This window comes from Vibrio sp. 1249-1 (genome assembly GCF_033340495.1).
In genome coordinates this window covers 504,273-519,136 of the sequence record NZ_JAWOWJ010000001.1, presented here as the reverse complement: position 1 = coordinate 519,136, position 14,864 = coordinate 504,273, and the positions used below count along the sequence as shown (strand labels likewise).

The 14,864-nt window shown below is 46.1% G+C and carries 11 protein-coding genes; all 11 read right to left on the bottom strand.

The annotated features are described in order from the left end of the window. Window positions 1-22 precede the first annotated feature (22 nt). The 11 genes from betA to R7Z50_RS02255 all read right to left on the bottom strand — a co-directional run bounded on the left by betA (window position 23) and on the right by R7Z50_RS02255 (window position 14,731). Window positions 23-1,738, bottom strand: coding sequence for a choline dehydrogenase (betA, locus tag R7Z50_RS02305; protein ID WP_318148839.1), 1,716 nt, complete (start codon window positions 1,736-1,738; stop codon window positions 23-25). Window positions 1,739-1,918: 180 nt separating this feature from the next. Further along, the gene (gene betB, locus R7Z50_RS02300; RefSeq protein ID WP_285335111.1) at window positions 1,919-3,379 is read right to left on the bottom strand and encodes a betaine-aldehyde dehydrogenase; all 1,461 of its coding nucleotides are present in this window, start codon (window positions 3,377-3,379) and stop codon (window positions 1,919-1,921) included. Between the two features lie 18 nt (window positions 3,380-3,397). Further along, complete coding sequence (gene betI / locus R7Z50_RS02295) at window positions 3,398-3,997, bottom strand: transcriptional regulator BetI (protein WP_031778820.1); 600 nt, start codon at window positions 3,995-3,997, stop codon at window positions 3,398-3,400. Window positions 3,998-4,602: 605 nt separating this feature from the next. Continuing rightward, window positions 4,603-6,627, bottom strand: a complete 2,025-nt coding sequence (locus tag R7Z50_RS02290; RefSeq protein ID WP_411979499.1) for a diguanylate cyclase — start codon at window positions 6,625-6,627, stop codon at window positions 4,603-4,605. Between the two features lie 462 nt (window positions 6,628-7,089). After that, window positions 7,090-7,848: an SDR family oxidoreductase gene (locus R7Z50_RS02285; protein ID WP_005373217.1), complete on the bottom strand. Its 759-nt coding sequence runs from the start codon at window positions 7,846-7,848 to the stop codon at window positions 7,090-7,092. Window positions 7,849-7,857: 9 nt separating this feature from the next. Continuing rightward, on the bottom strand, window positions 7,858-8,754 hold the full coding sequence (gene mmsB / locus R7Z50_RS02280; RefSeq protein WP_033906449.1) for a 3-hydroxyisobutyrate dehydrogenase: 897 nt from the start codon (window positions 8,752-8,754) through the stop codon (window positions 7,858-7,860). Between the two features lie 19 nt (window positions 8,755-8,773). Then, the gene (locus R7Z50_RS02275) at window positions 8,774-9,904 is read right to left on the bottom strand and encodes an enoyl-CoA hydratase/isomerase family protein (protein ID WP_318148837.1); all 1,131 of its coding nucleotides are present in this window, start codon (window positions 9,902-9,904) and stop codon (window positions 8,774-8,776) included. 10 nt (window positions 9,905-9,914) lie between these two features. Then, a complete protein-coding gene (locus R7Z50_RS02270; RefSeq protein WP_017633670.1) occupies window positions 9,915-10,691 on the bottom strand; it encodes an enoyl-CoA hydratase in 777 nt (258 codons plus the stop codon). Window positions 10,692-10,740: 49 nt separating this feature from the next. Then, the gene (locus R7Z50_RS02265) at window positions 10,741-11,895 is read right to left on the bottom strand and encodes an acyl-CoA dehydrogenase family protein (RefSeq protein WP_318148836.1); all 1,155 of its coding nucleotides are present in this window, start codon (window positions 11,893-11,895) and stop codon (window positions 10,741-10,743) included. 93 nt (window positions 11,896-11,988) lie between these two features. Continuing rightward, the gene (locus R7Z50_RS02260; protein WP_005382664.1) at window positions 11,989-13,482 is read right to left on the bottom strand and encodes a CoA-acylating methylmalonate-semialdehyde dehydrogenase; all 1,494 of its coding nucleotides are present in this window, start codon (window positions 13,480-13,482) and stop codon (window positions 11,989-11,991) included. A gap of 70 nt (window positions 13,483-13,552) precedes the next feature. Next, window positions 13,553-14,731: a thiolase family protein gene (locus R7Z50_RS02255; protein ID WP_213905101.1), complete on the bottom strand. Its 1,179-nt coding sequence runs from the start codon at window positions 14,729-14,731 to the stop codon at window positions 13,553-13,555. Between the last annotated feature and the right edge of the window lie 133 nt (window positions 14,732-14,864).

Sequence of the window (14,864 nt, the reverse complement as noted above, 5' to 3'; positions counted from 1 at the left end):
AATGATTACTGACTTTTTCATTTTATGAGATCGAATCGAGATCTCTTTTTGGCGGATGCATTCGTTGCATCTCTTGCCAGTCCGGTGCAATCCAAACTGGTACGTTGTTCGACGTTTCTAGGGCGTTATCCAAAATCATATCCGCGGCGCGTTCTGCCACCATAATCGTTGGCGCATTTAAATTACCGTTCGGAATGGTTGGGAAAATAGAAGAGTCCACCACACGCAAACCTTGAATACCGCGTACTTGGCATTGCTCATTTAAGACGGCTAATGGGTCATTATCTGCGCCCATTTTGCAGGTACAAGATGGATGGTAAGCACTCTCGACGTTTTGCTTCACCCATTCATCAATCTGTTCATCCGTTGTGATGTTCAGACCGGGTTGGATCTCGTCCCCACGAAACTCATCCATGGCTGGCTGATTGAGGATCTCGCGAGTAAGGCGAATACAATCACGCCAATCCTGCTTATCTTGTTCAGTGGAAATGTAGTTAAACTCAATCTTCGGCTTATCATTCGGATTCGCAGAGACAACCTCGACCGACCCGCGACTTTCTGGCTTGTTAGGTCCAACGTGCACTTGGAAACCATGACCATCAAAAGCAGCTTGCCCGTCATAACGCATTGCCGCTGGCAAGAAGTGATATTGAATATTTGGCCACTTTAGCCCTTCTCGAGAGCGGATAAACGCACACGATTCAAAGTGGTTAGTAGCACCAAGGCCTTTGCGAGTTAATATCCACTCAGTGCCAATCAAGCCCTTGCTCACCAAACCTAATTTGCTGTTGAGCGTGATAGGTTGCTTACAGTGATATTGGAAGTACACTTCTAAGTGATCTTGCAGGTTTTTACCTACCCCCTCCAACGAGTGTTTCACCTCAATGCCCGCTTTTTCTAATACTGCCTTAGGGCCAATGCCTGAAAGCTGCAACAGCTGAACGGAGCCAACCGAACCCGCACTCGAAATCACTTCATTATTCGCAAAACATTGCTGAATTGAACCTGACTTTTCAAATTCAACGCCTACCGCTTTCTTTCCTTCTGAACCAGTTTCTTCTAATAAAACTCGATGAACCGTCACCCTCTTCATTAGGGTGAAGTTTTTGCGTTTTTTAGCACGGCTTAAGTATGCATTAGAGGTCGAAGCGCGTACGCCTTTGTCGACCGTCATATGCATTGGGCCAAAGCCCTCTTGCTGATAGCCGTTGTAATCTTTTGTTTCTGGGTAGCCCGCTTCTTTGCCTGCATCAATAAAAGCTTGGTACAGTGGATTGAGCTTCATATCGTTGCCGTTACATGTGCCGACTGGACCGTGATCGCCCCGATATTTATCAGCACCACCAATCCAAGACTCTGCTTTACGGAAATAAGGCAAACACGACTGATAGTTCCAGCCTTTCGCGCCTTCCTCTTCCCACTGGTCAAAGTCACAAGCGTGTCCGCGAACGTAAACCATGCCGTTGATGGATGAGCTACCACCCAGAACTTTTCCGCGAGGGCAATGAAGTTGACGGCCATCCAACCCTTGCTCTTCAACCGTCTCAAACTGCCACGCGTATTTTTCAGTGTTCATCGGGTAAGAAAGCGCTGTTGGCATTTGGATAAAAATACTTTTATCCGACCCACCCGCTTCGAGTAATAGGACCGAATTTTGACCACTTTCACTTAAGCGATCCGCTAACACACAGCCGGCCGAACCCGCACCGACGATGATGTAATCGTAGTGTTGTTGCATTTTTATTCTCCTAGGAGTTAATACTAATCACCCTAGATAAGTGAACGAAATTAGCGTAGGAAAAATGCTTGAGAACAAGGCGGAAATTTTGATAAGTAGTTAACCTACAATCAAAATTGACAACGTAGTTATCGAGCATTTTAACAAGCTAAAGTGGTCAGTTATCTACTATGAGTAGTATCATTTGTAAGGGCTTTCGAAGTCGCTTAGCTGAACCAGAACACTCTTCGTTTGTGTGTAATGTTTAAGGGTTTCGACTCCGTTTTCACGGCCAACACCTGATTGCTTGTAGCCGCCAACTGGCATTTCTGCAGGTGAGTCACCCCATGTGTTCACCCAACAAATACCCGCTTGAATTTGATGGATCACACGGTGCGCACGAGATAGGTTTTGAGTAAATACACCTGCCGCTAAGCCATAATCGGTGCCATTTGCACGCGCAATCACTTCCGACTCATCGCGGAATTTCAGAACTGACATTACCGGGCCAAAGATTTCTTGTTGAACGTGGCTCATGTCATCATCGCAATCAACAAATACGGTTGGAGCAACAAAGTTACCATTAGCTAGGCCATTGTCTGTTACTTTGTAGCCGCCAGTCAGTAACGTCGCGCCACTCGCTTTCGCGGCTTCAATCGCTCCTAAAACTTTCGATTCATGATCTTTAGAGATTAGCGCGCCAATCTGCGTGTTCTCATCAAGCGGATCGCCGACGACTAACAGCTCGGTTCGGGCTTTAAGTTGTGCGATAAAGTCATCATAAATACCTTCATGGACAAATACGCGTGTACCGTGCGTACAAACTTCACCTTGGGTGTAGAAGTTCGCCACCATGGCCGCAGAAACGGCATCGTTTAACTTCGCATCATCAAAAATAATCAGTGGAGACTTACCACCAAGCTCCATCGTTACTTGTTTTAGTGTCTTAGCGCTGTCACTCATGACGACTTTACCGGTGCCTGACTCACCCGTGAATGACACTTTTGCGATATCAGGATGCGCCGTTAGCGTCTGTCCTACTCGGTAATCCCCTTGCACGACATTAAATACGCCATCTGGCATGCCCGCTTCTGAATAAATTTCGGCGAGCTTAAGCGCCGTTAATGGTGTTTCTTCTGATGGCTTGAAGATCATTGCGTTGCCCGCAGCCAGTGCTGGCGCCGATTTCCACATCGCAATTTGAATTGGATAATTCCAAGCACCAATACCGGCGCAAATGCCCAATGGCTCACGACGTGTATAGAAAAACTGATCGTCGCTGAGTGGCTGCTGTTCACCTTGTAGACTTGGAGCAAGTCCCGCATAGTACTCAAGAACATCGGCACCTGTTGTGACATCAACCGCGATAGCTTCTTGAATTGGCTTACCAGTATCTGCCACTTCCAATGCAGCCAACTCGTCATTACGCTCACGTAAAATGGCAACGGCTTTGTGTAAAATACGGCTGCGCTCAATCGCAGTCATCGCCGACCATGCAGCAAAACCTTTTTTTGCCGATTCAATCGCTGCTTGAAGATCGTCTTGGTTCGCTTGTTTAATATTGGCCAATGGCTCACCATTCGCCGGATTGTAAGTGGTGAAGTGTTCATCTGAACACCCGTCGTACATCGCACCATTGATATAGTGTGCTTTCATTTCCATTTTGAAGACCTGTAACTTTTATATTTTTTCAGAATAAAACGTAAGTTGTTTTTCGAGATAATCGTTGATGATGATTCTCGCTCTTTCTGCATCAATGCCGTGCGGGTTGAGCGTTCCGCGCAGCCAAATTCCATCAATAAGTGATGCAATACCATGAGCAACCAATTCAGCCTGCTCTGCATTTAATAATGCTTTGAGTTCTTTTCTTAGATGGGACAATAGACGTCGTTCGTTGACACGCTGCAAACGCTTGAGCTGCTCGTCATGCATTGAGTACGACCAAAACGCCAGCCAAGTCTTAGCAACTTGGTTTTCTGCCTGATAGCCGACAAAGTTACCATCAATGATGGCGTTAATTCTTTGGTGATGAGCATCACTTGGCAGCTCACGTAACTTCTGTGTGATAGTGGACGAAAGCTGACGCAAGATTTCGCGCATCGTTTCCTCCAGCAATCCGTGCTTACCACCGAAATAGTGGTTGATAATCCCCGTTGATACACCGGCTTCTTTGCTGATTAACGAAATACTCGCCGCGTGTAAACCGACTCTATCAATCACTGACATTGTCGCTTTCACAAGCTGCGGTTTTCTGATTTCAGGCATCCCCACCTTTGGCATTTTGCGTCCCTGTTATTTTTAATTGAACGGTTAGTTAAATATAAAATGCCTGAAAATTAATTCGAACTCAAATTATTTTTAAAGAAAAATGTTAGTAAAAAAGGATGAAAAGTTGAGGGTGTACGAAAAATTGCTCGGTAAGAACTTGTCGGGATAACTAGATTTCAGTTTAAGAACAAACAAATAAAGCAATTAAAATCAATCACTTAAATATCAATCCATTTTTAAAACGATGATGAACGAGTTGATTTTTGAACAACAAAAATCTGTGCCACAAAAAATTTATATCGACCACTAATCATTTCACCTGTACATGGTTTGTTTGTACAAAGAATAGACACACTAGTTTGTTATAGTTTTGTAGACACAAGTGGCATTCGCACTTTGAAGGTGAAGGAGGCAAAAAGAGAGGTTATATTGAACGCCATGAATATGCGATTCGATATCCTTAAGCCATTTTTAAGTAATATCGCCAAGTGACTTTAAGATTTTAGATTCAGCGTTTTATATTCGAAGCAAGGATCTCAAAGTCACTTGGCTATCAAAGTAAATGGGAGGGATAAGTTCAGATTCATCGTGCGATGAGCCTGAACTTTTGATTTCTGTTACGCTAGCGAGCGACCTTTCACGCAGTTGCGTCCGTTCGCTTTCGCTTGATAAAGCAATTTATCGGCCTGATCGCAAAGTGATTTAAAGCTCATCTCATTATCTTCAGTGGTAACGACTCCAAAACTACAGGTCACTCTCACTTCTTCTTTCTGTTCCGTAACAAAGCCATGTAGGGATAAAGCGCTACGTAAACGTTCGGCAGTAATAAGGGCGTTTTCATGGTCTGTATTGGGCATAACAACAACAACAAACTCTTCACCACCAAAGCGAGCAACAATGTCGTTCTCACGTACAGTTTCCTCCAACACTTTGGCAACGCCCGTTAGTACGGTATCTCCAAACACATGCCCATAGGTATCATTTACCTGCTTGAAATAATCCACATCGATTAACGCTAAAGTTACTGGCCCCGATTGTGGTTTATTTGGCACCATTTTCTGTTTATCGAGTTTGCTATCTACCCATTTATTTAAAGCTAGATAACCGTACTTAACTTGCTCGACTTGCTCAAAAACAAAGTGTTGTATTTTTTCTTGCTTAGATTGAGGTACCGGTTTCTCTTTTCGCTCACGCCTCACTTCTACTGGCTTAGTGAACCAGTCCTCTAAAAAACGGCGATTGAACAACCCTGTCAATGTGTCTGTCTTTGCGAGGCGACGCATTCTCAAACGCGAGCGATTGACGACGAGAAATACTACCGCCATCAAAAATAGAACACCGATGAGCGCAAGTAGCGCTTCACCCAATAAGTAAAAAGTACGACGGTTATTTTCTAGCTCCATACGCTGCAAAACATTGTTCCAGTTGAGATCTTCGTTCTCATATTCAAGTCGTTCCAACTCAAATAACGTCTGCTGGCGCTCAAGATTTTCAACTTCTCTTTGATTGCTAAATTGGATAAATTTATCGTGATAGTTACCGTAAGTTTCGAATGCTAGTTTAAAGTCATTGCTTCCCGCATAGGCCATAGCGGCGACTTTTAGTAGCTCCATTTGCTGTTGCTTGACGTATCGACTCTCTATAATCTCCGGCAGCATTGGCGCGATCATCGCTAAAAGTATTTCAAATTGCTGCTGCTCTAACATATATTCGGCTTGTAACAACTTAAATGTTGCCAAATACGCGCTAGACGTTTCTCTGTACTGTAAATTCTCCGCCAGCTTCAAGTGGTTAACCATCTTCTTTTCTTGTTTCGTCTCGCGATATAAAGCTGCAAGTTCAAGGTTAACTCGAAATCTAAAGCGTCCATCACCGATAATTTGAGCCAGCTTTAACGCTCGCTGATATGACGCTATCGCCTCTTCGTATTGGAACTGTGCTTTATGAAGTTTCGCTATCGTCAAAACGCTCAACAACTCATTGAACGACATACGCCTATCCCTAAAATAGCGATATGCTTGTTCCAAAAGCGCCTCAGATCGGTCGTAACCCTGAATTTTGACAAGTACGTCACCTAGCTCTAGTGCTGCACGTTCGACCAGCCCGTGAACACCTGAAGATTCAGCCGCATCCATGGACGACATAAGTGCAGCATAGGATTTTTTAAACTCACCTTGCTCATCGTAATAGCGTCCTTTTAGCAACAGGATTTCTGATTCAAGTTGCTTATCACCATTCTCACGCGATGTTTCCAACAAGCTATCCAACGCAGAAAGCGCGGTATCGATATCGCTCTTTCCAACCATAGTTCGCATCTGAATCAACTTAAACAGGAGATACTCATGGCTCTGTGGACGCACAAGCTCCAATCCTTTTTGAACGACACTCTGACTCTCTTCTACGCGCCCTAGCAGCTCTAAAACCGTGGCCTTGGCAAGCCAGTAACGCACCAACAGCGCTGTTGGTTGGTTTTGTAGTAAAGACTCTTCTTCTAACGCTTCAATCAAAGCTAAAGAACTCTGAGGTAATGCGTAAATTTGATTTTCGATGCCTTCTAACGACTGTAAAAACTTACCTTCCTGTTCCACCTTTTCTGTGGAGGCCTGAACAGAAAAACACAGACACCCCAATAATAGCGGCATCGTCCTAAGCGAATGAAATAGTGACATTATTGCTCTTCCCTAATGGGTAGTTACTTCAGTGTAATTGAGAATTCTGATTATTTATTATTAAGACAACTGAAGGTTATTCAGTCAGCCTCATATTCCCATGTATTTTGCGCTGAATAATAAATCACCATCTTTAGATGCCGAAATAGTTTTCGGTTACAATATGACCAATAAGAATGTTTTTTACACACCAAGAATGACGATCTCGTTAGTGAGACAAAAGATCGTCTTAGTTGTGAGTTGATACATTTACATGACAAGCAATATAGAACTAACCATTCACATTAGAAATAGAATCAATTTTTATACCGTTCGATGAGATAGCAGTCGACCATGCATCCAATACATTTTTCAGATAGAAGCAATAAAAGAAAGGAGAAAATGGAAGGAAGCGGACAATCAAACTCGCTCCCCTTTTTTATGTTGCAGAAGGGGTTACATTCGCATTCCGCCATCGACTTCGAACACTCTTCCGGTCACGAATTCGTTGGTTAACACGTATTTTATGGTCGATGAAATTTCATCCGCCAAACCTAAACGTCCAACCGGAATCATTCCGATTAAACGTTCCATCGCTTCAGGTTTTATTTGGTCTGTCATGGCAGTTTTGATGACACCCGGAGCAATCGCCACTGAGCGAATTCCGAAACGCCCTAACTCTTTCGCCCACACCGTTGCCATGGTGGCTACCGCCGCTTTAGATGCTGAATAGTTGGTTTGACCAATATTCCCGGCACGCGCAACGCTGGATATGTTGATCAGAACCCCTTTGCTATCGGTGTTCAGCATTACCTTGCTCGCTTCACGGCCACACAGGAAAGTGCCTGTTACATTCACATCTAGAACAGACTGAAATTGTTCCAGCGACATCGTGTTAACCTGACCATCTTTGACTTTAATGAACATACCATCACGCATAATACCTGCGTTATTGATAACGCCATTGAGCTGCTTGAAATCTGCCTCAATTTGCTCAAAAGCAGTGCACACCTGCTGTTCGTCAGTCACGTTCGTCACATAAAAACGAGCGGTAACGCCGAGAGATTCACATTCCGCTTTCGTTTCAGCCAGTTGATCTGAATTGAGGTCGATAAGCGCAAGATGAACGCCATTTTCCGCCAGTGACAGTGCCATTTGTTTACCCAGCCCCTGCCCTGCCCCCGTGATCGCAATGACCTTATTTGCTAACTCCATAAGCGCTCCTTAGGCCTGATTTTGCTTTTGGTAGAACTCAAACAAGCTCGAAAAATCTTTTTGCCCGTTGCCCTGACCGTTGTGAAAATTAAACAGATTACGAGCCAAGCTGCCCATTGGCGTTGATGTTTGACTGGCAACCGCCGCTTCCATCGCAAGACCCAGATCTTTAGCCATTAACTGGCTCATAAAGCCGCCTTGATAACCATTGCTTGCAGGCGTATTTTCCATCACACCTGGACAAGGGTTGTAAAGCTCTAGCGCCCAGTTACGCCCTGAACTTTGCAACATGATGTCGGAAAGCACTTTGGGATCGAGTCCGTTTTCCATCCCTAAATTGAGTGCTTCACAGGTGCCGCTCATCAAAATGCCCAACATCATGTTATTGCAGATCTTCGCCACCTGACCAGCTCCAACATCGCCCGCATGGAAGATGTTTTTACCCATGTGGCTAAGCACCGCTTTGGCTTGAACAAAGTTCTCTTGTGAACCGCCAACAATGAAAGTTAACGTACCTGCTGCTGCGCCCGCAACGCCACCAGATACTGGTGCATCAACAAAACTGATACCAAGTTGCGATGCTTTTTCGCCAACCAAACGAGCAGTCGCAGGATCGATGGTGGATGAATCAATCAGCAAGGTGCCTGATTCGACGCTATCTAATATGCCATCTTGACCAAGATAAACGCTTTGAACGTGTTGGCTCGCTGGCAGCATAGTGACAACCACATCAACACCTTGTACTGCCTGCTGAACGGAATCGGCACTTGAAGCGCCCAATGCGGTCAACTCCTCAACTGCGTTTGGGTTCAAATCAAATACTTCGACGTTCAAGCCCGCTTTAAGTAGATTCTTAGCCATAGGCGCACCCATGTTACCAAGGCCAATAAATGCAATTTTGTCCATATCGTATTTCTTCCTTGTACTAAAGTGCCGCTATAGCTACCGACGATGCGGTCAGTGGGTATTCTGCTGAGTCAATTGGCGAGAAGAAGCGCTCCAAAACTTGTGGCGTTACGTCAGAAACCGTGCGATGTTGCCAAGTCGGTTGATTGGTTTTATCAATAATCAGCGCACGAACCCCTTCTCTAAAATCACCTTCTAAGCCACAACGTAGTGTTAGGTTAAATTCCATATCAAAACACGCTTTCAAAGAGAGGTTTTGATACTGCGTTAACTGCTGATAAGTGATACTGAGCGACAACGGACTGCCATAGTTCAGTGACTTCTGCGCATTGACGAACCACTTGTTATCAACGTTAGCACGGCTGATTGCATCAACAATTGACGCTAAGTCACCCGAACATAACTGCTCAATCAATTCCGCATAGGGCATCAACATCCCTTCGGTTGGCTCGTCCACGTGTACCGAACGCAGCGTAGTGGCGATTTTTTCGTTGATGTTCGCTTCACCTTTCCAACTTACCAATGCAAGCAGATCCAGCAGCACTTGCTTGTTTTCTGGCTGTGCAATCCATTGGCTTAACCCCAACGCTTTCATATCTGTTGCGTTAATTTGGCAAGCAGTCAAACTTAAGAACAGTGCCAAATGTTTTGGCAACTGGTTCAGGAAGTACGTCGCGCCTACATCTGGGTAAAGGCCAATTTTAATCTCTGGCATTGCAAAGCGTGTGGTGGTTTCTGCTACGCGATGGCTGGCACCCATAAACAGGCCAACTCCCCCGCCCATCAAATAACCATGTCCCCACGCGATGATCGGTTTTGGATAAGTATGAATAAGATGGTCACAGCGATATTCGAGGTCAAAGAAGGTTTCCATCGCTGAAAACGCAGAATCAAAGTCTTGCTCTTTGTTTTCAAGTGCACGGTAGATCGCTTGAATATCACCACCAGCACAAAACGCTTTTTCACCTTGAGCATGCAAGAATACCGCGATGACGCTGTCGTCCGTTTGCCATTCATTAAGCTGTTTGTACAACTTCTCAATCATCACGTAACTCAACGCGTTGAGAGCTGCTGGGTTATCAAGCTCTAGCACACCAATAACAGAGCCATCTGCGCACTCAAGTTTTGAAACATTTACTGTACCTGTCATTTGGCCTCCGCTAGCTGTTTGTCCATTGTGGCTTGCGCTTTTGCAAAAACGCATTCACACCCTCAGTCTGATCTTGTGTATTGAACAGCTGTAAAAACAGTTCACGCTCCAAAACCAATCCAGCTGCATGAGTTTGGCTGCGTCGACCTTGAATGAGCGTTTTGCACGCAGACACAGATTTCGGTGATTGACCTGCAACACGCTGTGCTAGCTCCATAGCCGCTTCGAGTGCTTGACCTTTCGCCACCACCTCTTCGACTAACCCAATTTTTTCCGCTCGCTCGGCCGTCACACGCTCGCCACACAGGATCATACGCTTCGCCCAACCTTCACCTACCAACGCGGTCAGGTTTTGCGTCCCACCCGCACACGGCAACAAACCTACCGATGCTTCAGGAAGTGCCATTTGTACTTGTTCTTCTGCGATACGAATGTCACACGCCATCGCCACTTCCAGACCGCCGCCCATCGCATAGCCATTAATTGCTGCGATAGAAACCCCATCGAATGCAGAAAGCGCTTCAAACGCTTCACCAAATGCGAACGCCATGTTTGCTGCTTGTGATTTATCACCCGATGCAAAGTTATTAAGATCTGCTCCAGCAGAAAAGAATTTCTCGCCTTCGCCTGTTAAAACCAACGCATAAATAGAGCGATCATTACTAAGTTCAATTGCCAACTCTTTTAGCTGATTCAAAGACTCAAGCGTCCAAGTGTTCGCTGGCGGATTACTAATCGTGAGCTTGGCAATATGCGCTTCGCGCTCTAATTTGATTTGTGCCGTCATAATCTTTCAGTCCTTTTTAATTTCTTTAGGTAAGGCTGTGTCTCGCTGACTAAAGCAGCTCAACGCCTTCCGTTAGTAATCGTCTTGCGACGATCAGACGCATGATTTCGTTGGTACCTTCAAGGATTTGGTGAACACGAACGTCTCGGAAATGGCGCTCGACTGGATATTCTTTGATGTAGCCATAGCCACCGTGAATTTGCAGCGCCTGATCGCAGACTTTAAAGCCCACATCAGTAGCAAAGCGTTTTGCCATGGCACAGTACGCACTTTTTTCTGCGTGCTGGGCATCGAGTTTAGCGGCAGCGAGTCGCACCATTTGACGCGCAGCGACCAGCTCAGTCGCCATATCAGCAAGCTTGAACTGCAACGCTTGAAATTGCGCCAGTGAACGGCCGAACTGTTTGCGTTCGTTCATGTATTGCTTGGCTTCGTTCAGTGCTTGTTGCGCAGTACCGACGGAACAAGTAGCGATATTGATTCGACCACCATCAAGGCCAAGCATGGCGAACTTAAAGCCCTCTCCCTCTTCACCCAACAGATAGTCAGCCGGAATGCGGACATTTTCGAAGGTAATCATGCGAGTTGGCTGGCAGTTCCAACCCATTTTGGCTTCTTTTTTACCGTAGCTAATGCCTTCGCAATCAGCAGGAACAACGAATGCAGAAACGCCACCCGCTCCTTCACCACACGAACGCGCCATCGCGACGAGAACATCTGTATCACCCGCACCCGAGATAAACACTTTTGCTCCATTGAGGACAAACTCATCGCCATCACGCACTGCGCTAGTCGTTAGAGAAGCGGCGTCAGAGCCGGCATTAGGTTCGGTTAAACAGTAGGAAGCGAGCTTTTCACCCGAAATTAGATCCGCGCTAAATTGCTGCGCCACTTCGGCTTTGGCAAAGCTGGTTATCATCCACGTCGCCATGTTGTGAATGGTCATAAACGCAGTAGTCGCGGTACAACCCATAGCCAACTGCTCGAAAATGATCGCCGCATCCAAACGAGATAACCCCAAGCCACCATGCTCTGGCGGCGTATAGATGCTCAGAAAACCAAGTTCACCTGCTTGACGCAGTACGTCTTTAGGGAAATGATGGTTTTCATCCCACTCGGCCGCATGAGGCGCTAACATTTGGTCTGCAAACTGCTTTGCTACTTCGGCAAACGCGAGTTGATCTTCGTTTAATTCAAAATCCATCTTGAAGTCCTAAGGTCTAATTCGTTGCATTTGTATCCGAGCCAAGCCCACTTAAACGGTGGCGCTTGGCTAGAGGTGTCGCTAATCCAGTAATTAGCTAAGTTGAATGGTCATGTTTGGACCGCTTGGAATGTCATCTTCAAACCAACGCGCGGTGACAGTTTTCGTCTCGGTGTAGAAGCGAACCGCTTGTTTACCGTAAGCATGCAGGTCGCCGTAGAAGCTGCCTTTCCACCCAGTAAATGAGAAAAATGGCAATGGCACTGGAATCGGCACGTTGATGCCTACGTTACCTACTTCGATATTGTGTTGATACTTTCTCGCGGCAGCGCCGTTCGCCGTGAAAATAGACGTACCATTACCAAAGCGGTTTGCATTGATCAGTTCAATCGCTTCATCTAGGTCATCCACTTCCATAGTTAACAGTACAGGCCCGAAAATTTCTTCCTGATAAATCGACATGTCTGTGGTCACGTTAGTAAACAGTGTTGGCCCCACCCAGTTACCGTTCGGGAAGCCAGGTACTTGGCAGTCTGTCCCGTCCAGAACACAATTCGCGCCTGACGCTTTGCCTTCATTAATCAGATTCACCACTCGCTGCTTCGCTTGAGGGCTAATCAGTGGACCATAACCAGCGGTTTCATCATCCCACGCGCCAGGCTGAACCTGAGCTAACGCCTCTTTAAGCTCTGGAATCCATTCTTTGGTTTCGCCGACAAATACGGCAACCGAAATCGCCATACAGCGTTGGCCTGCAGCACCAACTGACGCGCCAACTAGGTTATTGATGACTTGCTGTTTGTTTGCATCCGGCATGATGACCATGTGGTTCTTAGCACCTGCAAATGACTGCACGCGTTTCAGGTTGTCTGTACCTGTTTTGTAGATGTACTCACCAACGGGCACAGAGCCAACAAAAGAGATCGCACGAACAACTGGATCAGTCAGAATGCGGTCGACTTGCTCTTTGGTCCCGTGAACAACTTGCAATACGCCTTTTGGTGCACCAGCTTGTTCAAATAGCTCTGCCAATTTCATTGCAGTCAGCGGAACTTGTTCCGAAGGTTTTAGAATAAAGGTGTTGCCACAAGCGATCGCCATCGGGAACATCCACAATGGGATCATCGCAGGGAAGTTAAAGGGTGTGATGCCAGCACAAACACCGAGCGGTTGAATGTAAGAGTAACCATCAATATTGGTCGCGACGTTTTCCACCGTTTCGCCCATCATTGAGCTACAAATGTTCGCCGCTTGTTCTACGACTTCAATCCCACGCCAAATGTCACCCTTTGCATCCGCGAGGGTTTTGCCTGTCTCACTTGAAAGCAGTATCGCCAACTCATCGTGTTGCTCTTTTAGCAAATGTTGGTAACGCAGCATCAATCTAGCACGCTCCGGCGCTGCAACTTCTTTCCAGCGTTTGAACGTTTCTGTTGCGCTGGCAATCGCCGCATTCATTTCCGATTCCGTGGCACAAGGTACTTGTGCAATCACTTCGTTGGTTGCCGGGTTGGTTACATCTAGCCATTGTTTTGAATCGGAGATGGCAAATTCACCACCGATATACTGCTTTACTTGTTCTGTCATGATGACATCCTTGTATTTTTCAGCTTGTTACTGACTACTGTTATGTAAGTGAAACTTTGTTGAGAGTGATTTAGCAGATTTCAATCGCGATAGCGGTAGCTTCGCCGCCGCCAATACAAAGCGATGCAACGCCACGCTTACCACCAGTTTGTTTTAGCGCATGAATCAAAGTGACAAGGATTCGATTGCCACTTGCGCCTATTGGATGCCCCAGCGCACAAGCCCCTCCGCGAGGGTTCACTTTGCTCTCGTCCAGTTCGAGTGCTTTTACCGCGTATTGAGTCACGACAGCAAAAGCTTCATTGATTTCCCAAAGGTCCACGTCCGATTTGTCCCAGCCCGTTTTTTCCAGCAGCGATTCAATCGCGAAGACTGGTGCGATGGTGAACTCATCAGGCTGTCTTGCATGCGTGCTGTACGCGACAATTTTGGCTAGAGGCTGAAGGTTTTCCTGACGACCAAACTCACTATCGACTAAGATCATTGCCGACGCACCATCCGAAATGGAACTAGAGTTTGCTGCGGTTACGCCGCCATCTTTGGCAAACGCAGGGCGTAAGGTAGGAATTTTAGTGACGTCGAGTTTGCTCGGTTGCTCATCATCTACAACCAAGGTTTCGCCGCGCCGACTTTTTACGTTAACAGGCACGATCTCTTCTTTGAACAAACCTTGTTCGATTGCTTGCTGCGCACGAGTCACCGACTGTTGCGCCCAGGTATCCATACTTTCACGGCTGAACTGATACTTTTGCGCCGTCTGTTCTGCAAAGACACCCATCAGCTCGCCTTGGTAGGCATCCTGCAACCCATCATAAAACATGTGATCAAGCACTTGCTCGTGACCTAAACGGAAACCATCACGCGCTTTCTTTAATAGATAAGGAGAAGACGACATGTTTTCCATGCCACCAGCGATGACAGCATGCGCATTACCAGATTGAATAAGGTCATATGCCAGCATCACGGTTTTCATACCCGATCCACAAACTTTGTTCAGTGTCGTACAACCAATCGATTGTGGCATTTCAGCTTTAAGGCTTGCTTGTCTTGCAGGCGCTTGCCCCACACCGGCGGGTAAAACGCACCCCATCAGCACTTCGTCTATTTTGTGCACATCGAGTTGGCTTTCGGCTAGCGCCCCTTGAATGGCTTTCGCACCGAGTTCCGTGACATCTGTTGAAGCTAATTCACCTTGAAAAGAGCCGATAGGCGTTCGCTTAGCGGCAACAATCCATGTTTCATTTTTCATTCCATTAACCTTTTGTTGACGTTTACGTCATAACTATACTAACATTTACGTTAACGTCAAGTTTGAGGTTATTGTTTGTTCGAGTGATTCTTTGATTTCGAGTAAATGCGAGTGATATCAAGGCTCAAGAGTG